The sequence below is a fragment of the Cellulomonas sp. URHB0016 genome, assembly GCF_054057935.1.
The window spans coordinates 1,686,977-1,710,459 of the sequence record NZ_JBSRZU010000001.1; the positions used below are offsets into that span (position 1 = coordinate 1,686,977).

25 protein-coding genes and 1 pseudogene are annotated in these 23,483 nt (G+C 73.0%); all 26 read right to left on the reverse strand.

All coding sequences use genetic code 11. The annotated features are described in order from the left end of the window. Window positions 1–45: 45 nt before the first annotated feature. Window positions 46–513, reverse strand: coding sequence for a chemotaxis protein CheX (locus tag ACVW07_RS07875; protein WP_456818693.1), 468 nt, complete (start codon window positions 511–513; stop codon window positions 46–48). Beyond that, window positions 510–893: a response regulator gene (locus ACVW07_RS07880; RefSeq protein ID WP_456818694.1), complete on the reverse strand. Its 384-nt coding sequence runs from the start codon at window positions 891–893 to the stop codon at window positions 510–512. Before ACVW07_RS07880 ends, ACVW07_RS07875 begins: the two co-directional genes overlap by 4 nt. Further along, window positions 890–1,915: a CheR family methyltransferase gene (locus ACVW07_RS07885; RefSeq protein WP_456818695.1), complete on the reverse strand. Its 1,026-nt coding sequence runs from the start codon at window positions 1,913–1,915 to the stop codon at window positions 890–892. Before ACVW07_RS07885 ends, ACVW07_RS07880 begins: the two co-directional genes overlap by 4 nt. Beyond that, window positions 1,912–3,018, reverse strand: a complete 1,107-nt coding sequence (gene cheB / locus ACVW07_RS07890) for a chemotaxis-specific protein-glutamate methyltransferase CheB (RefSeq protein ID WP_456818696.1) — start codon at window positions 3,016–3,018, stop codon at window positions 1,912–1,914. Before cheB ends, ACVW07_RS07885 begins: the two co-directional genes overlap by 4 nt. Beyond that, a complete protein-coding gene (locus tag ACVW07_RS07895) occupies window positions 3,015–3,461 on the reverse strand; it encodes a hypothetical protein (protein WP_456818697.1) in 447 nt (148 codons plus the stop codon). The genes cheB and ACVW07_RS07895 overlap by 4 nt, the downstream gene beginning before the upstream one ends. A gap of 89 nt (window positions 3,462–3,550) precedes the next feature. Then, complete coding sequence (locus tag ACVW07_RS07900; RefSeq protein WP_456818698.1) at window positions 3,551–5,176, reverse strand: methyl-accepting chemotaxis protein; 1,626 nt, start codon at window positions 5,174–5,176, stop codon at window positions 3,551–3,553. 100 nt (window positions 5,177–5,276) lie between these two features. After that, window positions 5,277–5,696, reverse strand: coding sequence for a chemotaxis protein CheW (locus ACVW07_RS07905; protein ID WP_456818699.1), 420 nt, complete (start codon window positions 5,694–5,696; stop codon window positions 5,277–5,279). Further along, window positions 5,696–7,399 (reverse strand): chemotaxis protein CheA, encoded by a 1,704-nt coding sequence (locus tag ACVW07_RS07910; RefSeq protein ID WP_456818700.1) that lies wholly within the window; start codon window positions 7,397–7,399, stop codon window positions 5,696–5,698. The genes ACVW07_RS07905 and ACVW07_RS07910 overlap by 1 nt, the downstream gene beginning before the upstream one ends. A gap of 691 nt (window positions 7,400–8,090) precedes the next feature. Next, window positions 8,091–8,360: pseudogene (locus tag ACVW07_RS07915) on the reverse strand (Hpt domain-containing protein); the annotation flags it as partial. A 15-nt stretch (window positions 8,361–8,375) separates the two neighbouring features. Beyond that, window positions 8,376–8,672: a carbon storage regulator CsrA gene (gene csrA / locus ACVW07_RS07920; protein ID WP_456818701.1), complete on the reverse strand. Its 297-nt coding sequence runs from the start codon at window positions 8,670–8,672 to the stop codon at window positions 8,376–8,378. Window positions 8,673–8,791: 119 nt separating this feature from the next. After that, window positions 8,792–9,787 carry an SPFH domain-containing protein gene (locus ACVW07_RS07925; RefSeq protein WP_456818702.1) on the reverse strand — a complete coding sequence of 332 codons (996 nt, stop codon included), beginning with the start codon at window positions 9,785–9,787 and terminating at the stop codon, window positions 8,792–8,794. Window positions 9,788–9,877: 90 nt separating this feature from the next. Continuing rightward, on the reverse strand, window positions 9,878–11,104 hold the full coding sequence (locus ACVW07_RS07930; RefSeq protein WP_456818703.1) for a hypothetical protein: 1,227 nt from the start codon (window positions 11,102–11,104) through the stop codon (window positions 9,878–9,880). Beyond that, on the reverse strand, window positions 11,082–13,139 hold the full coding sequence (locus tag ACVW07_RS07935; protein WP_456818704.1) for a flagellar biosynthesis protein FlhA: 2,058 nt from the start codon (window positions 13,137–13,139) through the stop codon (window positions 11,082–11,084). Before ACVW07_RS07935 ends, ACVW07_RS07930 begins: the two co-directional genes overlap by 23 nt. After that, on the reverse strand, window positions 13,136–14,440 hold the full coding sequence (locus ACVW07_RS07940; RefSeq protein ID WP_456818705.1) for an EscU/YscU/HrcU family type III secretion system export apparatus switch protein: 1,305 nt from the start codon (window positions 14,438–14,440) through the stop codon (window positions 13,136–13,138). Before ACVW07_RS07940 ends, ACVW07_RS07935 begins: the two co-directional genes overlap by 4 nt. Then, window positions 14,437–15,207 (reverse strand): flagellar biosynthetic protein FliR, encoded by a 771-nt coding sequence (locus ACVW07_RS07945; RefSeq protein ID WP_456818706.1) that lies wholly within the window; start codon window positions 15,205–15,207, stop codon window positions 14,437–14,439. Before ACVW07_RS07945 ends, ACVW07_RS07940 begins: the two co-directional genes overlap by 4 nt. Before the next feature lies 1 nt (window position 15,208). After that, window positions 15,209–15,481, reverse strand: coding sequence for a flagellar biosynthesis protein FliQ (gene fliQ / locus ACVW07_RS07950; RefSeq protein ID WP_456818707.1), 273 nt, complete (start codon window positions 15,479–15,481; stop codon window positions 15,209–15,211). Then, window positions 15,481–16,215 (reverse strand): flagellar type III secretion system pore protein FliP, encoded by a 735-nt coding sequence (gene fliP / locus ACVW07_RS07955; RefSeq protein WP_456821050.1) that lies wholly within the window; start codon window positions 16,213–16,215, stop codon window positions 15,481–15,483. The genes fliQ and fliP overlap by 1 nt, the downstream gene beginning before the upstream one ends. 116 nt (window positions 16,216–16,331) lie before the next feature. After that, window positions 16,332–16,805 (reverse strand): FliO/MopB family protein, encoded by a 474-nt coding sequence (locus ACVW07_RS07960; RefSeq protein ID WP_456818708.1) that lies wholly within the window; start codon window positions 16,803–16,805, stop codon window positions 16,332–16,334. Continuing rightward, on the reverse strand, window positions 16,805–17,506 hold the full coding sequence (gene fliN / locus ACVW07_RS07965) for a flagellar motor switch protein FliN (RefSeq protein ID WP_456818709.1): 702 nt from the start codon (window positions 17,504–17,506) through the stop codon (window positions 16,805–16,807). Before fliN ends, ACVW07_RS07960 begins: the two co-directional genes overlap by 1 nt. Further along, window positions 17,503–18,429, reverse strand: a complete 927-nt coding sequence (locus ACVW07_RS07970; RefSeq protein ID WP_456818710.1) for a flagellar motor switch protein FliM — start codon at window positions 18,427–18,429, stop codon at window positions 17,503–17,505. Before ACVW07_RS07970 ends, fliN begins: the two co-directional genes overlap by 4 nt. Window positions 18,430–18,584: 155 nt before the next feature. After that, the gene (locus tag ACVW07_RS07975; RefSeq protein WP_456818711.1) at window positions 18,585–19,100 is read right to left on the reverse strand and encodes a flagellar basal body-associated FliL family protein; all 516 of its coding nucleotides are present in this window, start codon (window positions 19,098–19,100) and stop codon (window positions 18,585–18,587) included. A 2-nt stretch (window positions 19,101–19,102) separates the two neighbouring features. Beyond that, window positions 19,103–20,017 carry an OmpA/MotB family protein gene (locus ACVW07_RS07980; protein ID WP_456818712.1) on the reverse strand — a complete coding sequence of 305 codons (915 nt, stop codon included), beginning with the start codon at window positions 20,015–20,017 and terminating at the stop codon, window positions 19,103–19,105. Then, window positions 20,014–20,781, reverse strand: coding sequence for a motility protein A (locus ACVW07_RS07985; protein WP_456818713.1), 768 nt, complete (start codon window positions 20,779–20,781; stop codon window positions 20,014–20,016). Before ACVW07_RS07985 ends, ACVW07_RS07980 begins: the two co-directional genes overlap by 4 nt. Further along, window positions 20,781–21,083, reverse strand: coding sequence for a flagellar FlbD family protein (locus tag ACVW07_RS07990; RefSeq protein WP_456818714.1), 303 nt, complete (start codon window positions 21,081–21,083; stop codon window positions 20,781–20,783). The genes ACVW07_RS07985 and ACVW07_RS07990 overlap by 1 nt, the downstream gene beginning before the upstream one ends. Before the next feature lie 353 nt (window positions 21,084–21,436). Beyond that, the gene (locus ACVW07_RS07995) at window positions 21,437–21,721 is read right to left on the reverse strand and encodes a phosphopantetheine-binding protein (RefSeq protein WP_456818715.1); all 285 of its coding nucleotides are present in this window, start codon (window positions 21,719–21,721) and stop codon (window positions 21,437–21,439) included. A 63-nt stretch (window positions 21,722–21,784) separates the two neighbouring features. Beyond that, entirely contained in the window at window positions 21,785–23,482 is a 1,698-nt protein-coding gene (locus ACVW07_RS08000; RefSeq protein ID WP_456818716.1) for a condensation domain-containing protein, read from the reverse strand. Window position 23,483: the final 1 nt, after the last annotated feature.

The following is a 23,483-nucleotide window of genomic DNA, read 5'->3' on the forward strand; positions in this document are numbered from 1 at the left end:
TTCCATCGGGGCAGGCCGTCGCACCGGCGACGGCCGACATGCGGGTCACGGCTGGTCGAGCGTCGGGAACGCCCAGATCTCGACGACGAGCGGGCGTCCGCGCCAGGCGAGCGCCACCCCGTGCATGAGCACGGCGTCGGCGGTCAGCGGCAGGTCGGCGGCGACCTCGGGAAGGCCGAGCTTGCCACCCTCCGGGAGGAGCGCCTTGACGTTGCCACCGACCACGTTCGCGAGCTCACCGACGGCGTCGGCGAGGTCCGCGTGGGACACCTCCTCGTCGGCCGGGAGGCCGAGCAGCGCCCGCGACAGGTCGTGCGCGGTGGGCGTCTCGGTGCGCAGCGCGGCCCGACCGGACCACGGACCACGCAGGTCCACCCATGCCACGACGGGGTCCACGAGCACGGGGGGCTCGCCCACCCACGCCTCCAGGAACCCGGCTTCACCATCGATCATCGACGAGAAGATGTCTCGTGCGATGACCAGGACCTGGTCGACCTCGACCTCTGCACTCATGCGAGCTCCTTCACTGGAACGAGTCCGAGCAGCTCGAGCTTGGCTCGGAGCTCCTCGGCGGTGAACGGCTTGATCAGGTACTCGTGCGCGCCTGCCGCGAGGGCTCGCACGATCTGGGACTGCTCGGCCTCGGTCGTGACCATCATCATCGTGATGTTGCGCCACTGCCGCTGCTTGCGGACCGCGGCGACGAGCTCGAGCCCGTCCATGACCGGCATGTTCCAGTCGATGCACAGGAGCTCGAACTGGTCGTCGTCCGCCAGCACGGTGAGGGCCTCCTCTCCGTGCTCGGCTTGCAGGACCTCGAAGCCCTGCCGTTCCAGGATCCCGGCGACGATCCGGCGCATCGTGCGCGAGTCGTCGACCACGAGTGCTCTCATCGGGTCTCTCCTCTGACAGGGGCGGTGGCGGTGCGGACGGCCGGGGCTGTGGGCGCCCCGGTCGGTGGATAGGCGGGACGGGCGTGCGGGACGACGCCGGGCGGCGCCGTCCGCGGTACGACCCCGGTGAGGGGGCCGCGGGCGGCCGGGACGGCCACGGGCGACGACGCGGCGGTCGGGCTCGTGGGGAGCGCCCAGGTCGGCGTTCGGGGGGCGGCGCGGTACAGAGCTCCACGGTCGACCGGGACCCGTTGCCAGACGTCGTCGAGACCGATCGTGGTCTCGGCCGCGCCCAGCACGAGGAACCCGCCGGGACGCATGGCACCGAGCACGTGGCCCAGCACCTGGCGCTTGACCGGGAGGTCGAAGTAGATGAGGACGTTGCGCAGGAACACCACGTCGAACTGGCCGCCGAACGCCGGCGGGTCCAGGAGGTTGTGGCGCAGGAACGTGATCTGGCGGCGCAGCGGCTCACGGACCCGCCAGTGGCTGCCGTCGGACTCGAAGTGCCGCACGAGCATCGCCGACGGCAGGCCGCGGTTCGCCTCGATCCGCGAGTACTCGCCCGCGCCGGCCCGCTCCAGGACCGCTGCGTTGAGGTCGCTGGCGACGATCTCCACGGCTGTCTCCGGCCCGAGGCAGTCCGCCAGGGTCATGGCGATCGAGTAGGGCTCCTGGCCCGTCGAGCACGCCGCCGACCACACCCGCAGCCGCGGCAGCGACCCGTCCGGGCCCTTCAGCGCGGGCACGATGTGGTCGCTGAGCAGCCGGAACGGGCTGCCGTCGCGGAAGAACGACGTCTCGTTCGTGGTGAGCGCCTCGACGACGGCCTGGACGAACGACGGCGTCTCGGACACGCGCAGGGCGCGGACGTAGGAGTCGACGCGCTGGTGGCCGGCGACCTTCGCGAGCGGCTGCAGCCGACCCTCGACGAGGTACTCCTTGCCGGCGTCGAGCTGGATGCCGGCGCGGCGCTGCACGAGCTCGGCGACGTAGGTGAACACGTCGGGTGACAGGCTCATCGGGACGCACCCCTCCCGGCCGTGCCCGTGGACCCGGCGTGCTCGAGCACGGACTCCACCGCGCCGGGGATCTCCGCCATCGGCAGCACCTGGTGGGCGAGACCGGCGATCGCGACAGCCCCGGGCATCCCCCAGACGACGCTGGTCGCCTCGTCCTGCACCATGACCGTGCCCCCTGCCTGCACCACGTCCTCGCACCCGGTCCGGCCGTCGGCGCCCATGCCCGTGAGGACCACGGCCAGGAGCTCGCCGCGGACCGCGCGGACCGCCGAGCGGAACAGGGCGTCCACCGAGGGTCGGCAGAAGTTGATCGGGGCCTCGTCGGACAGGCCGACCCGCAGGACCCCGGTGTGGGTGTCCACCACCAGGTGGTGGTCGCCGGGGGCGACGTACACGTGCCCGGGCAGCAGCTCCTCGTCGGCGACGGCCTCGTGCACCCGCGCCGGACCGAGACGGTCCAGCCGGGCGGCGAGCTGCCGCGTGAACACGGGCGGCATGTGCTGGACGACCAGCACCGGCACCGGCGGAGGGGCGGTCAGCGCGCTGAGCATCCGGGACAGCGCGTCGGGCCCGCCGGTCGAGGCACCGACCAGCACGAGCTTGACGCCGTGCCTGGTCGCGTCGTGGCGGACCACGAGCGCGGGACGCTTCGCACGCGGCGCCGGCGGGTCGGACGGGACGCCCGCGACGACCTCGCGGGGCACGAGGGCGAGGATGCGCGGCACCAGGTCCTTGGCGACCTGTGCCAGCCCTTCGCGGACGCTGCCCATGCCGGTCGGCTTCGTCACGTAGTCCGTGGCGCCCGCGGCGAGCGCGTCCAGCGTGGCCGCGGCGCCTCGCTCCGTGAGCGTGGAGAACATGATGACCGGCATGTGGTGGCCGGCGGCGCGCAGGGCCCGGACAGCGCCGATGCCGTCCATCTCCGGCATCTCGACGTCCATCGTCACCAGGTCCGGTCGCAGCTGCTCGACCTTGGCCTGCGCCAGGCGACCGTTGGGCGCCCAGCCGACCACGTCGATGCGCGGGTCGGCGGACAGCACGTCGCTGACGATGCGTCGCACCACGACGGAGTCGTCCACCACCAGCACCCGGATCGGCATCATGCCCGGCCGCCCGGCGGTGTGCGGACGGTCGCGAGGGCGCACGGGAGGACGGACGGGACGACAGGCGCGTCGACGGGCGCGTCGAGGGCGCGCACCATCGCGAGCACCTCCGTCAGCACCGCGTCGTCCACGGCACCGACGACGAGCGCGTCCGCGCCGTCATCGAGCTTCGCCCGCACCTGAGCCACCTGAGTCCCGGGGTCGTCCCCCGCGTTGTCCGTCCGGGCCTCCGAGCCCGCCGGCGTGCGGCGGTCCGTGGGGCCCTCTCCGTCCGCACGGTCGTGCGGTCCGGCACTGCTCGACAGCGACATCCCGACGAGCTGCGTGGACGCGAGCTGCGTCGACGCCTCCTGCGACATGGCTCCCCCGCCCTGGTGGCCCGCGGACGCAGCCGCCTCAGCGACCGCGACCGACGTCACCGCCCATGCCTCTCGTCGTGACATCCGTGTCTCCTTCGATCCGCCAGGTCGTCCATGACCCGCGGTGACGTCGTGCTCCGAGGGCGCCTCGCGGCGCCCCCGGGGGGGCAGGACTAGTAGGTGAACGACGCGACGCGCTCGCGGAGGTCGTTCGACATCCGGGCGAGCTCGGCGACCGAGTCCCCCATCTGCGTGAGGACCTGCGAGCTGGTCGCCGCCGAGGTGGCGACGCCCGTGATGTTCGTCGCGATCTCGCCCGAGCCCGTCGCGGCCTCGATGACACCGCGCGACATCTCGTTCGTGGTCGCCGTCTGCTCCTCGACCGCCGAGGCGATCGTGAGCTGGTAGTCGTTGATCGAGGCGATGATCGAGCCGATCTCCCCGATCGCCGCGACGGCGCCCGTGGTGTCCTGCTGGATGGCCTCGACGCGGCGGGCGATGTCCTCGGTGGCGCGGGCCGTCTCCGACGCGAGCTCCTTGACCTCACCGGCGACGACCGCGAAGCCCTTGCCGGCCTCGCCGGCACGCGCCGCCTCGATCGTCGCGTTGAGCGCGAGCAGGTTCGTCTGCTCCGCGATCGACGTGATGAGCTTGACGACCTTGCCGATCTCCTGGCTGGACGAGCCGAGCCGGGAGACCGAGTCGTTCGCGCTGGACGCGGCACCTGTCGCGGCCTGGGCGACCTTCGCCGCCTCGGTCGCGTTCTGGGCGATCTCGCGGATGGAGGCGCCCATCTCCTCGGCGCCGGCGGCGACCGCCTGCACGTTGCGGGACACCTGCTCGGCAGCTGCGGCGACGACGCCGGCCTGCACGCTGGTCTCGTCCGACCCGGAGGAGACCTGGCTCGACGAGGCGGCCAGCTGCTCGGCAGCCGCGGCGACGTCCTCGGCCGTCTTGGCGACGCCCTTGAGGGTCTGGCGGACACCGCGCTGCGCCTTGGCGAGCGCATCGGCCATCTGGCCCATCTCGTCGCGGGACGTGCTGGGCACGTTCATGGTGAAGTCGCCGATCGCCATCGCGTTCAGCGCGCGGCACACGCCCCACACCGAGTTGCGGATGCTGCCCGACATCTTGATACCCAGGAACAGGGCGACCACGAGGCCCACGAGGAGGCTGCCGGCGAGGATCAGGCCCGCCTGTGTGGCGCGGGCCGTGGCGGCGGCCGCGACGGCCGTCACGCTCTCGTTGGTCTCCTTCTGCACGTCGTCGATGTTCTTGCTGAACAGCTCGACGGCCGGCTCGCTGAGGTTGCGGACGTTGACGTTGTACGCCGTCGTGTCGTCGTCGAGCGCCAGCGGCACGAGCGACTTGTCACGGAGCTTGAGCCACGTCTCGTAGTTCGCGACGAACGACGTCCACGCGAACGAGCCCTTCGCGGCCTCCGTCTTGCCGTAGGCCTTCATGGCCGCCGACATCGCGTCGTCGTTCTCGCGCTGCTTCGCGACCCAGGTCTGCTCGAGGGTGTCGTCGTCGATCGCGGCGAGCTGGGTGACGATCAGCCGGGCGTCCAGCTGGCGGTTGTCGATCTCGTCGCGCAGGCCGGACACGTCCGTCTGGATCCACGCGAGCTGCTTGACGTCCTGCGACGCGCGGTTCAGGGAGACGTAGGCGAAGGCACCGGAGCCGGCGGCGACGAGGGCCATGAGCCCGAGCAGGGCCAGGATCTTGGTCTGGACGCCCAGGCTCGCGAAAAAGCCGAACCGGCTTCCGCCGCCGCTCTCGCGGGAGGTCTTGCTCATCGGGGGGCTCCTCGGTAGGGCTGGTCGTCGCCGTCGACGTTCCGATCGGTCGTCGACACGCAGGTATGAGTGATCGCGCCGGGCGATCGGGGGGCAGGCATCACGCGGCCGCCGCCGCCTCGTCGACGTCGAGGACCAGCAGGAGCCGGTCGTCGAGCGTGCACGCGGCACGGATGAGGCTGCGCAGGTCCGGGTCGAGGGTGTCGGGCGGGCTCTCGACGCGGTCCGGTGAGACGTCCACGACGTCGCCGATCTGGTCGACGAGCAGGCTCACGGGCTCCCCCGCCACCTGGACGACGACCATCATCGGGTCGGCGTCCTCGCCCAGCTCGGGCAGGCCCAGGCGTGGGCGCAGGTCGACCGTGAGGACCACCTGGCCACGCAGGTTCACGAGGCCGGCGATGCCCTTCGGGGCGAGCGGCACGCGCGTGCGCTCGTGCCCCCGCAGGGCCTCCTGGACCCGCAGCACGTCGACGCCGTACAGGCCGTCCGCCACGGTGAAGGTCACGTACCGGGCCATCAGGCCACCTCGCGCTCGTCGGTCTCGTCGTAGAACTGGTCGTCGGCGGCGAGCACCGCGGCACGCACGTCGAGGAGCTCGGTGACCCGGCCGTTGATGACCGTCGAGCCGACGAGTCCGCGGTCGTCGATCTCCGAGTGGTGGTCCACCTGGTCCTCGACGATGTCGACGATCTCCTCGACCACCAGGCCGACGCTGCGCGCACCGCGGGTGTAGACGACGAGGAGCATCTCGTCGCTCGCCTCCGCCCGGGCGCCGAGCAGCCGGTCGAGCCGGGCCAGCGGCAGGATCGTGCCGCGGTACTGGATGACCTCGCGGTCCCCCACCAGCTCGACCTGGTCGGAGCGCACGTGCTCCAGACGCGCCACCGACGCCAGCGGGAGCGCGACCCGGCGGTCGTCGCCGATCCCGGCGACGAGCAGCTGCTCCGCCTCGGCCTTCGTCGCCGCCGCGGCCTGCGCCGCGCTGAGCACGGAGCCGCTGGCGCCGCGCTCGACGTCGAGCAGGGTGCGCCGGGCGATGGCCTGGACGTCGAGGATCAGCGCCACGTCACCGTCGCCGAGCACCGTGGTGCCCGAGTAGATGCCGATGTTCTTGAGCTGCGCCGCGAGCGGCGTCACCACGATCTCCTCCGTGGTGAGCACCCGGTCGACGAGCAGCCCGAACCGGTTGTCGTCGGCGCCGACCACGACGATCACGCCGTTCGCGTTCTCCAGCACCTCGCCGCGCCCCAGGCCCAGGACCTCGGTCAGCGACACGAGCTGCAGCAGCTCGCCGCGCAGCCGGTACACCGGGGCGGAGTGGACGTACTCGATGGCCGACTCGGACCGCTGCGCGTCGAGCGCCACGAGCTCGAGCACGTGCACCTGCGGCACCGCGTACACGTCGCCGGCGCACTCCACGGACAGCGACGGCAGGATCGCGAGGGTCAGCGGGATCCGCAGCCGCCACACCGTGCCGACGCCGATCGTGGACTCGACGTCCACCGTGCCGCCGATGCCCTCGACCCGGGTCCGGACCACGTCCATGCCGACGCCGCGGCCGGAGACGTTCGTCACGGCCTCCGCCGTCGAGAAGCCCGGCAGGAACAGCAGGTTGAGCAGGTCGCCCGTGCTCATGCCCGAGACCTGCTCCTGGGTCCGCAGACCCTTCGACACCGCCTTGGCGGCGACCTTCGCCGGGTCGATGCCGGCACCGTCGTCCCGTACCTCGACGACCACCTGGCCGCCGGCGTGCGACGCGCGCAGCTCCAGCACGCCCTGCGCGGGCTTGCCCTTGCCGACCCGGTCCGCCGGCGACTCGATGCCGTGGTCCACGGCGTTGCGGACCAGGTGCGTCAGCGGGTCCTTGACCGCCTCCAGCAGACCACGGTCCAGCTCGGTGTCGCCGCCCGACAGCTCCAGGCGGACCTCACGGCCGCACGCCGCCGCGAGGTCGCGGACCACGCGAGGCATCTTCGACCACACGTGCTCGATGGGCTGCATGCGCGTGCGCATGACGCCCTCCTGCAGCTCGGAGGCGATGAGGTTGAGCTGCTGCGCCGACCGGACCAGGTCCGCGTCCTGCGCCGCACCCGCGAGCCGGCTCAGCCGGTTCCGGGCGAGCACCAGCTCGCCGACCTGTCGCATCAGCTGGTCCAGCAGACCGACGTCCACGCGGATCGAGGACTCCGCCGCGGTGCGGAGGCCGGAGACCTCCTCCATCGGGGGCGCCGGCATCCTCTTGACGGGGGCGTGCTCGACGGCCGGTACCAGCGCGGTGACCGGGTGTGCGGCGGCCGCCTCGGTCGCTGCGCCCGCGCCGCCGGCCGGCGGTGCGGGCCAGGGGGCGGACAGCGAGAACGGGGTCGACGCCGGGTCGGGCGCCGGGGCCGCTCTCGGGCGCGGTGGCGACCGGTGGGGCCGGGGCTGCAGCGACCGGCGGCGCCGTGCGCTTGGCGATCTTCCCGCGGGGCGCCTTGGCCGTGGCCGCGGGCTTCGCTGCCGTCGGCTCGGGTGCGGGCTCGACGAGTGCGGCTGCCGGCTCCGCGCCGGGCTCGACGGGCGCGGCGGCGACGACGACGGGCGCCGCCTCGACCGGCTCGGGCTCGGCAGGTGCCGGCTCAGCAGGTGGCGGCTCGGCAGGTGCCGGCTCGGCCGGGTCGGCGAGGGCGGGCGCCGGCTCGACCGGCTCCGGCTCGACCGGCGCAGGCTTCGGGGCGACCTCGGCCGCGGGGATCTCGCGCGGGTGCGGGACCTCGCCGACCTTGCCCTCCTGCACGGCGACGATGGCCGCGATGGCCCCGTCGACGTCGACGCCGGCCTCGGACCCGTCGCGCTCGATGACCGCGAGCAGCGCCCGGACGGTGTCGACCATCCGCAACAGCACGTCGGTGGTCGCGTGGTCCATGGACCGCTTGCCGTCGCGCAGCTCGACGAGCAGGTTCTCCCCCACATGGGTGAGCCGCTCGAGGTTGCCGAACGCGAGGAAGCCGCTCGTGCCCTTGATGGTGTGGATCGTCCTGAAAACGCTGCTCAGCAGGTTCCGGGCGCCCGGAGTCTCCTCCAGCGCCACGAGGTCGCGGTCCAGCTGGTCGAGGTTCTCATGGCTCTCGACCAGGAACTCACGGACGATCTCGTCGATGTCCTCCACGCATGCCTCCCCGCCGAAGGGCGAGCGGCACACCTTCGGTACCCCACCTCATCGGTCGGGTGAAGCCCCCGATGAGGGGTCCGGCGTGGGCTGTGCGGGTGAGGCGGGCGGCGCCGGCGTGGCGGGGACCAGCTTGCGCAGCGCGGCGGCCGTGCTGTCGTCCGCCGCGACCGCGTCCACGTTGGCGGCCGTGACCGCGTCGAGGACCTCGGCGCGGTGCACGCGCACGTGTCGAGGGGCGTCGATGCCCAGCTTCACGCCGTCACTCCGGACCTCGATGACGGTCACGACGATGTCGTCCCCGATGACGAGGCGCTCTCCGACGCGTCTGCTGAGCACGAGCATGCGGCGACCCTACCCCGGCACCCGGGCGACCTCCTGCTCGGCACGCGACCGGTGACCTGTTCCGCCGGTCCACGTGGTCCTGGCCGCGAGGTCGTGCGCCGATCGAGGCGCCTGCCCGCTCAGGAGGTCGGCGGCGTGACCCCGGGCACGACGACGGCCGACCCACCGCCGGGCCAGCAGCTGAACCCGATCGGGATCGCCTGCCCCTTGGACACCATCTCGTTGAGCAGGTCCATGCACTTGGAGACCAGCACGTTCGGGTCGTGGGAGACCGACTCGGCGAGCGTCTGGTTGGCCAGGGCCTGCTGCTCCGCGGTGATGACGGACTGCTCGGCGATGCGGGTCTGCGCGACCTGGGCGAGCAACGCGTTGACCTTGCCCTGGGTGTTCTCGTCGTAGTGGACGACGGGGATGATCACCGACAGGACGTTGATCTCGTCACCGATCTGGTCACGGATCCGGTCCACGACGTCGCTCGACAGGTCCGCGAGCCCGGGTGAGGTGGAGTTGCCGTCCTTGTCGATGGCGAGCGGGTCGTACGACTCGAAGACGGCGTTGAGTGCGGCGTTGAGGTCGCGCGTCACGAGGCTGTCGCGGACGTTGTCGAAGTCGCGGTAGTCGCGGAACAGGGCGTCGGCGGCCTGCTCCTCGATGCGCCACCGGATCGAGGTGTCGACGCACGCGGTCGCCTGGTGCGCGATGCGCACCGTGATGCAGTCGAAGCCGTCGCTGCCCTTCACGTGGTTGTCGGTCTGGATGGCGGCGTCCATCTCGGTGACCTTGTTCCAGGGCTGGATGAGGTGGAACCCGTTGGACAGGCTGCCGACCGGTCGTCCGAAGCTGGTCTCGATGCCGACGTTCTTGGTGGACACGATCGTCGCGGCGCTGAAGAACAGGGTCACGACGGCCAGGACGAGGGCGGTGACGCTCACCCAGCCGGTGACCTGCCGGTTCGTCGGGCCGGCCGGGGACGTGGCCCGCGCCTTCGGGCGGTCGTCCTCGGCCGGCTCCGCTCCGGGCGCGGGTGCCGGTCGGCGACCGGTGGCGAGCCGGGCCGCTGCGGCCACGACCGCGACGAGCAGGAGGACCAAGGACAGGACGAAGAGGCCGGGCACGGGGTACATGGTGGCATCACCAGGTGCCACCGACGGACGATCCGTCAGGCGACGGCGGGGCCGTCGCCTGACGACGGCGGTCCGGCGGGGTCAGTCCCAGCGGGCCGAGTCGCCCAGGGCCTGGCTCAGGGCGGCGGCCCAGGCGACGGGCGACGCCGGGACGCCGTCGATCCAGGCCACCGGGATGCCGAGGGCCAGGGCGGCGCCCGGCTCCGCGGTGTCGAGCAGGCCGCGCATCGCGACGGCGTCGGCCGACGACGTGACCGAGCGGATCCAGCGGCGGGCGTCGGCCGTGCGGGTCCGGGCGTCGACGACGGCCCACACCTGGTCGGCCTCGCACGCCCGGACCAGGGCGGAGGCGGCGACGCGGTCCTCCGGCTCGGGTCCGACGGCCACGGCGACGACCCACGGGTGGTCGGCCGTGGCGGCCCCGGCACGCCACGCCGCGACCTGCTCGGCGCTCGCCATCCGGGCGCCGCCGCGCGGGCGGCCGGCGGTGCGAGGGCGGGGACCGCCCGCCGTCCGCACGGCGTCGGGGGCCAGTCGCAGGCGCTCGGCGATCAGCGCGGCCACGGCGTCGGCGTCGTCGTCCGTGCCGATGACGACCAGCACCGAGCCCGGTGCACGCGGCAGGGGCGGGGCGGTCGGGACGTCGGCGAGCACGCTCGACAGCGTCGTGGCCGGGCCCGCCAGGAGGCGCTGCGGGACGCCGATGTCGGCCAGGGCCTCGCGCAGGTCGTCGTCGGACCCGTCGTGCTCCTCGTGCGGCCGCGGGTCGGGCACGACGGTCAGCAGGGCCGGCGGGGTCGTCGGCTCGGCCTCCGGTGCCACGGACCTCGACACCAGCGCGGCGACGGCCTCGGCCGTCACCGACGGCATCGCCGTCCCGGCGGTCGCGACCATGACGGCCCGCTCGTCGCCCTCGGGCAGCTCGGGGACGTCGCCGTCGACCAGGCCGCTGACCTTCTCCAGGACGGCGGCGAACTCGGACCGGTTCGGCAGCCGCCCGGCGGGCAGCTCCGAGCGGTCGACGACCTGCGGAGAACCGTCGAGCCCGGCGTCGGCCTCGTCCGCGGCCGCCAGCAGCGCGGCCATCCCGCCTGCGGGCACGGGGCGCAGCGTGGCGCGCGGCTTCGGGATCGGCTCGGCCGGCACGTCGACGGTGATCTCGTAGCGCTCACGCGCGAAGAAGCCACCGAGACCGCCGGACCGGATGCGCTCGGCCCGGACGATGCGGGCGGTCGGGCCGAGCTCCTTGCGCACGTGCGCCATCAGCTCGGCGAGGTCAGCTCCCTCAAGCAGCAATCGCGTGTTCACCGCGCACCACCCCCACCGTCTCGACGGACACGCCGGCGCCGGTCACCTCGGCGTAGGACAGGACGGGCAGGCGGGGCAGGCCGAGCGCGACGAGCCGGTGCAGCGCCGGGCGGATCGCCGGCGCGCACACGAGCACGACGGCGCGGCCGTCGGACTCGGCGGTGGCGGTGGCGGCGCGGAGCTGCCCCAGCATCGTCTCCAGCCGGTGCGGGTCGACGAGCAGGTGCGAGCCGCCGTCGCCGGGACGCAGGGACTCGACGAGCGACTGCTCGAGCGACGGGTCCAGGGTGAGCACGCGGACCGTGCCGTCCTGGACGAACGACGACGCGAGCGCGGGGCCGAGCGCCGCACGGGCGGCCTCGACGAGGCCCTCCGGCTCGGTGGACACCCGGGCACGCAGCGCGAGCGCCTCGTAGATGCGGCCCAGGTCGCGGATCGGCACCTCCTCGGCGAGCAGCCCCTGCAGCACGCGCTGCACCTCGCCGAGGCTCAGCAGCGACGGGACCAGCTCCTCGACGACCGACGGGTTGACGCGCTTGACCGACTCCGTGAGCACGCGCACGTCCTCCCGGCCGAGCAGGCGGGCGGCGTTCTGCGTGATCATGGCGCCGAGGTGGGTGATGAGCACGGACACGCGGTCGACGACCGTCGCGCCGGACATCTCGGCGGCGTGCCGCAGCTCGGCCGGCACCCACTTGCCGGGCAGTCCGAACACGGGCTCGTGCACGGCGGTGCCGGGCAGCGCGGAGAGGTCGTCGCCGAGCGCGAGCATCCGGCCGCCGGGCGCCTCGCCGCGGCCGACCTCGACCCCGGCGATCTTCACGACGTACGTGGAACGCGGCAGGTCGACGCTGTCGCGGGTCCGGACGGGCGGCACGACGATGCCGAGCTCGAGGGCCGTCTTGCGGCGCAGGCCGCGGACCCGTGCGAGCAGGTCGGCGTCGGGACCGGCGCCCACCAGGTCCACCAGGTCGGGGGCCAGCAGGATCTCCAGGGTGTGCACGCGCATCTGCTCGATGAGCTGCTCGGGGGTGTCCGCCGGCTGCGCCGTGGGCGACGGCAGTGCGGCCTTCTCCGCGGCGGCGGCCTCCTTGGCCTGGGTGGCCTTGGCGCGCTGCGCGGCGAAGATCAGGCCGCAGCCGACGAGCAGGAACGGGAGCTTCGGCATGCCCGGCAGGAGGGCCAGCGCGACGGCGCCGCCGCCCGCGATCAGCAGGGCCGTGCGGGACTGCATGAGCTGCTTCGCGGCGGCCGTGCCCAGGTCGCCCGAGGCGGTCGCGCGGGTCACGACGATGCCGGTGGACACCGACAGCAGGAGCGCGGGGATCTGCGTGACGAGACCGTCGCCGATGGTCAGCAGGCTGAACCGCTGCAGGGCGTCGCCCGCGGACATGCCCATCTGCACCATGCCGATGACGAAGCCGCCCACGAGGTTGATGACCGTGATGATGATGCCGGCCATCGCGTCGCCCTTGACGAACTTCGAGCCACCGTCCATCGCACCGTAGAAGTCGGCCTCGGCGGCCACGTCCGCGCGACGCTGCCGCGCGGTGTCCTCGTCGATGAGGCCGCTGTTGAGGTCGGCGTCGATGGCCATCTGCTTGCCGGGCATCGCGTCGAGCGTGAACCGGGCCCCGACCTCGGCGACACGGCCGGCACCGTTCGTGATGACCGCGAACTGGATGACCACGAGGATCAGGAAGATCACCAGCCCGATGACCAGGGAGCCGCCCACCACGAAGTGGCCGAACGCGTCGATCACCTCCCCCGCGAACCCGTCGCGCAGCACCAGGCGGGTCGACGCGACGTTGAGCCCGAGCCGGAACAGCGTGAACACCAGGATCAGCGACGGGAAGATCGAGAAGTCGAGCGGCCGCTTCACGTACATCGAGGTGAGCAGGATGACGAGCGACGCCGTGATGTTGACGGCGATGAGCACGTCGAGCAGCGGCGCGGGCAGCGGCACCACGAGCAGCAGCACGATGCCGACGACGCCGGCGGGCACGACCATGGGGGCGATGTTGCGGGACTTCATCGGGTGGTCTCCTGCGACGTCGGGCCGGGCGCGGTGGCCGTGCCGGGCTCAGTGGTCGGACGGGTCGTGGCGGCGGGCCCGGGCTCTGCGGCCGGACGGGGCTCTGTGGTCGGACGGGGCTCTGTGGTCGGACGGGCCTGCGCGGTGGGACGGGGCCGGCGGGCCGCGCGGGCGGCGCGGGCCAGCGCCTTGTGGTCGGCGGTGTCGTCGGTCGAGAGCGTGGAACCGCCCGGCGTGCGGTGCTGGCCGGCGGCCATGCCGCGGCGGCGCAGGGACATGACGAACGCGAGCACGCGCGCGACGGCGGTGAACAGGTGGGACGGGACCTCCTGGCCCAGCTCGCACGCGGAGTGCAGGGCTCGGGCCAGCGGCACGTCCTCGACCATCGGCACACGGTGCTCGGACGCCTCGGCGCGGATCTTGGCGGCGACCGCGCCGGCACCCTTCGCGACGACGCGCGGAGCACCGGTGCCGGGCTCGTAGCGCAGCGCGACGGCGACGTGCGTCGGGTTGACCAGCACGACGTCGGCCTTCGCCACCTCGGCCATCATCCGGTTGCGGCTGATCGACAGCTGCTTGGCCCGGATCGCTCCCTTGAGCATCGGGTCCCCCTCCGTCCGCTTGTGCTCGTCCTTGACCTCGCGCAACGTCATGCGGGTCTGCTTGCGGTTGCGCTTCATGACGACGACGACGTCCGCGAGCGCCAGGACCACGCCGGCCCCGATGCCGAGGCGCAGCAGGTTCGCGGTGCCCGACGACGCGGTGCCCAGCAGGTGCGACAGCGGCAGCGTCCCGGACGCGAGGAGCGTCGGGACCAGCGCCTGGATCGCGGTGAGCAGCACCAGCGCCACGACGGCCGTCTTGAGCACCGTCTTGGCGGCCTGCCACCACGTCTGCATGCCGACGAGACGCTTGACGGCGCCGCCGAGCTTGAAGTGGTCGACGTGCAGCGTGAGCCGCCGCGGCCGGTAGCCGCCCTGCGCCATGCCGATCGCGAGCGTGACCCCGACGAGCACGACGAACAGCGGCGCCAGCGTGCTCAGCACGGACCCGAGCGCGTCGCCGAGCACCGTCACGGCACCCTCGGGCGTCGGGTTCCTCGCGACGGCCCGCACCTCGGCGAGCTGGTCGAGGGCCGCGGCCTTGCCGCGTGTCAGCACCATCGGGAGCATCAGCGCGGCGGCCCCCAGGCCCACCCACGAGGAGATGTCCTGCGAGCGGCCGAGCTTGCCCTTGCGGTGCACCTCCCGCATGCGCTGGGGGGTGGCCTTCTGGGTCCTGTCCTGTCCGTCGCTGCTCATGGCAGCACCACCCCCAGCATCTGCTCGACCGACCGGCCCGTGAGGGCGTGCAGGACGCCGGGCAGCGCGAGGAACGCGAACGACCCGAACGCCAGGGAGAGCAAGATCTTGAGCGGGAACCCGAGCGCGAACGCGTTGAGCGCGGGCGCCACGCGCGTCAGCAGGCCGAGGCCGACGTCGGCGAGGAACAGGACGATCACGAGCGGGCCGGCGATCTGCAGGGCCGAGACCATCAGCTGAGTGAGGCCCGTGGTGAGCATCGACGCGAGCGCGGCCGGGTTCATCAGCACGTCGAGCGGCAGGGCGTCGAACGTGCGGACCAGCCCGGCGAGCACCACCTGGTAGCCGTCGCTCACGAACAGCAGCACGAGGGCCGTCATCTGGTAGAGCCGGCTGAACTGGGCGCCGCTCGTCTGGCTCATCGGGTCGTACGCGGTGGCGACCTGGAAGCCGCCGAACATGTCGATGAGGCCACCGGCCGACTGCACCGCCGAGAACACCAGGAACACGAGGAAGCCGAGGCCCGCACCGATCACCGCCTGCCCCACGAGGGCACCGAAGAACATGCCGGTCGTGTCCGACGGCAGCGGCGCCAGCCGCGGCCCGACCGCCAGCGCGAGCCCGAGCGCGAGCATCACCTTCACCGTCGCCGGCACGGCGCGCGCGTTGAACGGCGGCGCGATCGCGAGGAACGCCGCGATCCTGACGCCCGCGAGCATCGTGGTCTGCACCAGGTCGACGGGCAGCGTCATCGCGATCGGGTCCATGTCAGCCCCCGATCAGCGTCGGGATGCGCTCGAACAGGTCGTTCGTGAACGCCACGAGCTGCGAGATCATCCAGTGCCCCGACACGACGAGGGCGATCGCGACGGCGATGGCCTTCGGCACGAAGCTGAGGGTGACCTCCTGGATCTGCGTCACCGACTGGACGAGCGAGACCGCGAACCCGACCACGAGGGCCGTGACGAGCACGGGGGCGGCGAGCTTGGCGGCGAGGATCAGGGCGTCGACGCCGACGTCCAGGACGGCTGCGGTGTCCATCAGCCACCGCCCGCGTAGGAGCCGATGAGCGACGTGACGACCAGGCCCCAGCCGTCCACCAGCACGAACAGCAGCAGCTTGAACGGCAGGGAGATCATCACGGGCGGCAGCATCATCATGCCCATCGACATCAAGGACGCCGAGACCACCAGGTCGATCACGAGGAACGGCACGAAGACGACGAAGCCCATGATGAACGCCGACCGCAGCTCGCTGAGCAGGAACGCGGGCACGAGGGTCGCGAACGACACGTCCTCGTGGGTCTCCGGGTTCTCCTGGTGCGCGGCGCGGGTCAGCAGGGCGAGGTCCTGGTCGCGCGTGTGGTCGAGCATGAACTCGCGCAGCGGGTCACCGCCCGTCTCCACGGCCTGGGAGAACGTGATCTCCCCGTTCAGGTAGGGCTGGATGCCGTCGCTGTTGACCTCGCTGACCACCGGCGCCATCACGAACAGGCTGAGGAACAGCGCGAGACCGGCGAGCACCTGGTTGGGCGGCACGCCCTGCAGGCCGAGCGCGTTCCGGGTGAACGACAGGACCACGAAGATCTTGGTGAAGCTCGTCGTCATGAGCAGCAGGGCCGGCGCGACGGACAGCAGCGTGATGCCGAGGAGCACCACGATCGAGCTGCTCGGGGTGCCGTTGACGCCGTTGACGGCGACGGACACGGTGTCACCGGTCGCCGGGGCCACCGGTGCGGTCGGCGCGGTGGGGTCCGTCGGGGCGGCGGACGCCATCGCGGCGCTCGTCACGAGGCCGACGGTGACCAGCGCGACGACGACCAGCGCGCGGCGGACCAGCGACGAGCTGGCGAGGGAGCGGAGCAGCGGCAGGCGCTCCGTGCGGGCGGCCGTCACCGGCGCACCGTCCTGTCCTGCAGGGAGCGCACGGCCTGCCGCCAGGTGGCGGGTGACAGGACCGAGCCCTGCAGCGGCGTGGCCCGGAGGCTGTCGACGACCCCTGCGGGCAGCTCGCCCGAGCGCTGCTCGGGCAGGGCCGGCTTGGTCGCGACCTTCGGTGTCTTGGGCACCGTCGGCGACTTGGGCACCGTCGGGGCCGGCTGGATCTCGACGACCGGTGCCAGCTCGGTCAGCAGGTTGACCTGCTGCTCGCCGTACCCGATCAGCAGCCGGCGCGAGCCGACGGCGACCACGGCGACGCCCGCGTGACGGCCCATCGACTGGCGGCCGACCACCTGGACGTTGGCCTCACGGGAGGTGCCGGCCGAGCGGCTCTGGCCGCCCCAGCGTCGGCCCACGTACCAGATCAGGGCGATGACGCAGGCGAGGGACAGCAGGACGCGGAGCGCCAGCATGAGCCCCGACATCAGCCCACCTGCTCTCCGCCGGAGACGATCTCGGTGACGCGGATTCCGTAGACCTCGTCGACCACGACGACCTCGCCGCGGGCGACGAGCCGGCCGTTGACCATGACGTCCGCAGGGCTGCCGGCGGTGCGGTCGAGCTCCAGCACGGCACCGGGCGCGAGCTCGAGCACCTGGCGGACGGGCAGCCGCGTGCGGCCGATCTCCGCGGTGAGCGTCATCTCGACGTCGTAGAGCATCCGCAGGTTGGCGCGCGGCGTGGGCACCCGCGACGTGGTCGGCGTGGTGACGCGGGAGCCGCGGACGCGGACGGCGAACCAGGCGGCGGTGACGTCGCCGGCCATCAGGGCATAGACCTCGGTGTCGTCGGCGAGCACCTTCGTCACGGGCTCGGGACGCACCGTCTCCAGCACCCCGGAGCCGAGCGCGCGGGCGGCGGCCTCCAGTGCCGGGCGCAGCGCGTCCACGGGGGCGAGCGGCGTGCCGGAGTCCATGGCGGCGGAGACGGCGTCCGCCACGGCGGCGTCGGCGACGATGGCCAGCTCGGCGCTGGGCGAGCCGACGAACGAGGCGACCATCGCGGTCGCGTCGGCCGGGACGTCCGCGAACGACGCGGGCACCGCGACGAGCGGCACGTTGGTCGGGACGAGCGTGGCGGCGGCGTCGGCGGCGGCCTTGCCCAGGGTGGTGGTGGCGATGGTCATGCGGGGATCTCCTCGACGGTGACGACCTGGGCGGCGAGCCGGGACCCGTGGCTGCCTGCGGCGGCCCGGGCGAGCACGACCCCGTCGACGACCACGTCCAGCGGCTGGGTCGACGGGTGGGACAGGGGCAGCACGTCGCCGACGGCGAGGTGCACGACGTCGCGGGGGTGCACGACGACGGGGGCGAACCGCACGGCGACGTCCACGGGGACGTCCTGGACGGACCGCTCGAGGTCGTCGTGGGCCAGCGCGGCGACGCGCTTCTCCTCGTCCGACCGGGTGTTGGCGCCCTCGGACGCACGCAGCGCGCCGAGCAGCAGGTCGGAGGGGACCATGAACGTCATGGCCTCCTCGCGCTCCCCCACGCGCAGCGTGAAGCCGGCGACGAGCACGGTCTCCTGCGCGGCGACCGCCTGCACGAACTGGGGGTTGTACTGCACGTTGCGCACGTCCACAGCGAGCGACGTGATGCCGGCGAACGCGTACTCCAGGTCGCCCAGCGCGTGCGCGAGCAGGTCCTTGACCAGCGTCCACTCGATCTCGGTGAGCTCGCGGCCCTCACGGTCGTCGCCGCGGCCGCTCCCACCGAACAGGTAGTCGATCCACACGAGCATCGCACCGACGGGCATCTGCACGACCGCGGTCTGCTTGTTCTGGTCGATCGTGCACAGGACCATCGCGGTCGGCGCGGGCAGCTGGCCGATGTACTCGTCGTACGTGCGCAGCGTGATGTCGTCGAACGTGACCTGGCTGACCACCCGGAGGCGCGCGGTGAGCTGGGTGCCGAACTGGCGGGCCACCCGCTGGAACGCCATCTCGAGGTGGCGCGCGTGCTCGCGGGCCAGTGTGAGCGGCCGCCGGAAGTCGTACGGTTCCGGCTCCGTGCTGCGGATGCGCCTCGAGGTCCCCTGGTGCGTGGTCACAACTCGCCTATCGGCGGGCGCGCGAGGGATATGAGCATCCCCCGGGACAAATCTCCGCGCCGACCCGTCCTGGGTCGGTCTCCCCACGTGGTCGTGGGGTGGCGGAGCGGTGCGGCGCCCTCCATGGCGCCCCGGATCGCCGGCGTCGTGCCGGCCTACTGCGTGACGAAGTTCGTCAGGTAGACGTCCATCACCTCGCCGTCGTACTGCTCGGTGAGCTGCTTGACCAGCTCGGTCTTGAGGGCCGCCCGGGTGGCCGGGTCGGAGATCTCCGCGACGGTGCGGCCGGAGTACAGCGCGATCGCGATGTCCAGCGCGCGGGCCGTGTCCGGGGCCTCGAGGGTGTCCTCGGTGAGCTGCAGGCCGAAGCCGATCCGCAGGTAGTGGCCGTCCGCGAGGTTGAGGCTCACCGGCTCCACGGTGACGACCGCGCCGGGCACGGGGGCCTCGACGACGGGTGTGCCGCCACGGCCGAGGAACCAGTACCCCGCACCGCCGGCCAGCAGCAGCACGACGCCGCCGGCGACGAGCACGCGCTTGCGCACCCGCAGCTTGAGCCGGCCCTTCTTGGTGGGCTCCGGTTCGGGCGTGGGGTTCGGCACGGACGCGCCGCCCCCGCCGATCTTGGCCCCGATCTTCGGGCCCGAGATGACTCTCTGCTCGATGGGCATGGCTACGCTCCTGCCGTCAGTGCGGGGATGAGGGCACGCACCTGCTCGGGCGCACCGCTGAGGATGACGAGGTCGACGCGGCGGTTGGCCGCCAACGCCTCGGGCGAGTCGCCGGCGACGAGCGGACGCGTGTCGCCGAAGCCGACGGCCATGATGCGGCCGCCCGGCATGCCGTTCGCCTCGACGAGGTGCCGCAGCACCTGCGTCGCGCGGTCGGCGGACAGCTCCCAGTTGGTGGGGTAACGACCCGACACCGGGATGTTGTTCGCGTGACCCTCGACGGACACGTTCTCGCCGAGCCCGACGATGACCGGGGAGGCCACGTCCAGCACCCGGACCGCGGTCTCGGTGAGCTCCGCGCGCGCCGGCGCGAAGAACACGTCGTCCGCGACGAGCCCCATCACGAGGCCACGCTCGTCGATGCGGAACTTCACGTAGCCGTCGAGGCCGTACTGCTGGAGCGACGCCGCGATGGCGTCGCGGACCTGCTCCAGGTGGGCGGCCTCCGCCTGGGCGGCCGCGAGGACCGCGGGGTCGAGCATGCTCTCGGGGGTGATCGTCTGGGGCACCGTGGGGTCGGCCGCCTGCATCCCGAGACCGTCCTCGGCGTTCACCATCCCGGCGGTGCCCGCCGCCGGCGTGTCCTCCTGGTGCACGCTGCGGCCGTCGAGGTTGCCCGCCGTGCCGTCCAGCACCGAGGGCGACGTCGTGGTGTCCATGAAGCCCGCCGACAGCGAGTCGCGCAGCGCGATGTACTTCTCCTGGTCGACCTGGCTGATGGCGAACAGCACGATGAACAGCGCCATGAGCACGGTGATCATGTCGGAGTAGCTGATCAGCCACCGCTCGTGGTTGACGTGGTCCTCCTCCGGGGGCTGCCGGCGTCCGCGGGGACGCCCGCCGCCGCCGCCGCTCACGCGGCGGCCTTCGCCGCCGGCTGGTCGGCCAGGAGGCTGCGCAGCCGCTCTCCGACGAGGCGGGGGTTGGCCCCGGCCTGCACCGCGAGCAGCCCCTCGAGGGTCATCTCCATCTGGGTGCACTCGAGGTCGGAGATCCGACGGATCCGCGCCGACAACGGCAGCCAGACCGTGTTCGCGGACATGATGCCCCACAGCGTCGCGACGAACGCGGCGGCGATGGAGTGGCCGAGCGCGGCGGGCTCGGAAAGGTTCTCCAGCACGTGGACGAGCGACATGACGGTGCCGATGATGCCGATGGTCGGCGCGTAGCCGCCCATGTCCTGGAAGTACTTGGAGTGCATGCGGTCGCGGGCGCGCTTCGTCGCGATGCGGTCCTCGAGGATGGTGCGCAGGTCCTCGGGGTCCGTGCCGTCGATCGCCGCCTGCAGCCCGCCGCGCAGGAACATGTCCGGGATGTTCCGGGCGGCGTCCTCGAGCGCGAGCAGGCCCTCGCGCCGGGCGCGGTCCGCCAGGTCGATGAGGGTGTCGACGGTGTCCGACGGGTCCGGCACGGACGCGCGCAGCGCGCGTGGCACCGCAGCGAACGCGCCCTTCACGTCGCGCAGCGTGTGGCCGGCGAGGCCGACGCCGATCGTCCCGCCCCACACCAGCAGCAGCGGCGCGGGCAGGAGGAGGGCCATGGGGTCGGTGCCCTCGATGAACATCGCACCGAAGATGGCCGCGAACGCGACGCCGAGGCCGATCAGTCCAGCGGGGTCCATCAGATGCTCCTGGGTCGGAACGGGACCGCGGGCGCGAGGGGCGCGGCACCGGGGTCGTCGGCGTCGTCGGGCAGGTCGGGCACGAGCTCGATGTGGGGCGACGACTGGATCTCGCGCGCACGGGCGAGGATGGCGGCCCGGTGCTCGTTGATCCGGGCGATCACCTCGTCCATCGACTCGACGACGATGTACTTGGTCCCGTCGATCAAGCTCAGGATCGTGTCCGGGGCACTGTCGATGCGTTGGACCAGGTCGGGGTTCACCCCGATCTGTCCTCCGTTGAGGCGCGTCACGACTATCACGGCGTTACCGTCCCTGGTCACCTGGTGCCTGCTGCGGTGCGTACCCGCCGGGCCCGTCCGTGGGCCCTGTGACCCTCTGATCGGCCGGGACGCCCCGGCGATGAGGGAACCCGCCGGCACAGGCGCGTCCGCAGGGGGTGACTCGGCGGCCGCAGGACGGCTCGCCGGCCGGTCCGGGTCGAGGACGGACGCCGGCCGGGCCATGGACACGCCGGCGGAGCACGAGACCGTGCAGCTCGTCGCGACGGTCCACGTCGGCGGGGAACGGCCCGTGCGCCCGCGTCCGCCCGCACGGACCGGACGCGGGCGCGCGGCTCGCGCTCCCGACCGGAGCACGGTGCCGCGGGGCACGCTCAGTCGAGGAGCCCGCCCACCTCCACCCGTCCGGCAGTCCCGCCGTCGGCGGGGTTCCCCGGCGGGTCCAGCTGCAGGTCACGGAGCAGGTCACCGAACGTGGCGGCGCCCAGCACGCGCTGGAGGTCCACCTCTCGGCCGGTCGCCTCGGACAGGACGTCGGCCAGCTCGAGGGCGGCCAGCGAGTCACCGCCCAGGTCGAAGAAGTTGTCGGACAGGCTCACCGTGTCCACCCGGAGGATCCGGGCGACCCTCCGGATGATCAGGCCCGTGTCGCTCGCCATGTGTCGCTCTCCTTTCCAGGGGCGCGGTCGGGAGGTGTCCCGACCGCGAGGTGCGGGTGCCGGTCAGCCCGGGTGGGTCGTCCGGGCGCGGAACCGGTGAGGAAACATCGCCGCCTTCGTCCCGCGGTACGCCGTCGCCGCGTCCGCGCGCCGCGCCGCCTCGTCGAGGAGGGCGAGATCGTCGACCACACCGACGAGGACGGCGCCGCCGGGGCCTTCGCCCACCTCGAGGTCGGCCCGGCCCGCGGGCAGCAGGCGACGCAGGCACGACGCCGCGGTGGGCAGGTGGACCCAGCTGTGGTCGACGAACGCCCACGTCCCGTCCCGCGGCGGAGCATGCAGGCCGCAGCGTGCCGCGAGGGAGGCGATGTCGTCGTCCGGGTCTGCCGCGGCCGTGCACAGCAGGTCGTCCACGGCGCGCAGCCAGGCCCGTGCCTCGTCGACGGTGACGTACGCGGTGTCGACGAGCACCCGGATCTGGAGCACGCCGTCGGCACGGTCGGCGTAGACGAACAGGGTGCTCGTGCTCCGGGGGTCGCCACCGACCTCCCGCACGTGCGACTCGTCCTGCAGGTGCGTGAGCTCGGCGGGGGTGGGCGCCGACGCCCGTGGCGCCGCACCACCGAGCCGGCTGTTCAACCAGAACGACAGGTCGAGCGCCGTGCCGCGACGTCGCTCCGTCTCGACGCGGGCGCGCTCCATCTCGCTCGGCGGGAACCGGCCGTCCTTCACCGCCGCCAGCATCACGCCCGCGGAGCGACGCAGCAGGTCGTCGAAGCTGGTCCCGGCGACGTCGATCCAGGTCGGGACGTCCTGGGTGAGCGGCGCGACGGTGGAGGCGAACCGGCGGTCGGCCCGGTTCGAGACGCAGACCTGCAGGTGCGAGCGGCTGAGCCCGCCGACGCGCGCCAGCAGCAGCGACAGGAGCCCGTACAGCACCGCCGTCTCGCTGACCCCGTGGCGTGTGCCGAGGTGCGCCAGCGACCAGTTCCCGCGACGCGTGGTGAGCTCCAGGTAGCGGAACCGGGGCGCGAGCGGCTCGTGCGGCAGCCGGGGCACCATGGTCTGTGGCATCTCACGGTAGGTCGCCGAGTGCCGGGTCACCGAACGTTCCGCGGTCGCGCGGCCCTGTTCGCCGTTCTCCCACTCGCTGAGGTGGCGCGGCTGGCGCGGGTCGGCCACCGCGTGGGCCTGGTACGACCTGCCGAACCTCCGCGCGAGCACGTCGCGCAGGTGCCACTGCAACCACCCCGCCCCGAAGTAGTCGGCGGCGACGTGGCTCGCGGCGACGGCCAGCGCGTGCGGTGTGCCGCCGGACGTGACGACGCAGACCCGCAGCGGCAGCTCGCCGTCCGCGAACGGTCGGGACGCGAGCTCCCCGGCCAGCACCTCGGCGCCGGCGTCGACCGCCTCGACGTCGCCCGGCACCTCGACGACGGGCACGACGAGCTCACCGGCCGCGAGCACGTGCTGGTACGGCGGCTCCGCATCGGTCCGGACGAGGGTCCGCAGCGACTCGCACGCCTCGAGGGTCGCGCGCAGCGCGGCCTCGACCTGCGTGGTGGTGGCGCCGTCACGCAGACGGACCGCGAACCGGATCGTGAGCGTCGCGTGGTCGGGGTGCAGGTCCCGCTCCAGCCCGGCGACCCGCTGCTGTCCCCACGTCAGCGGGGCGCGAGCGTCCTCACCGTGCTCGAAGGGCACGGTGAGGGTGGCGGTCCGGACCCCGACCGGCGGATCGACCCGTGCTGCGGTGGGCACG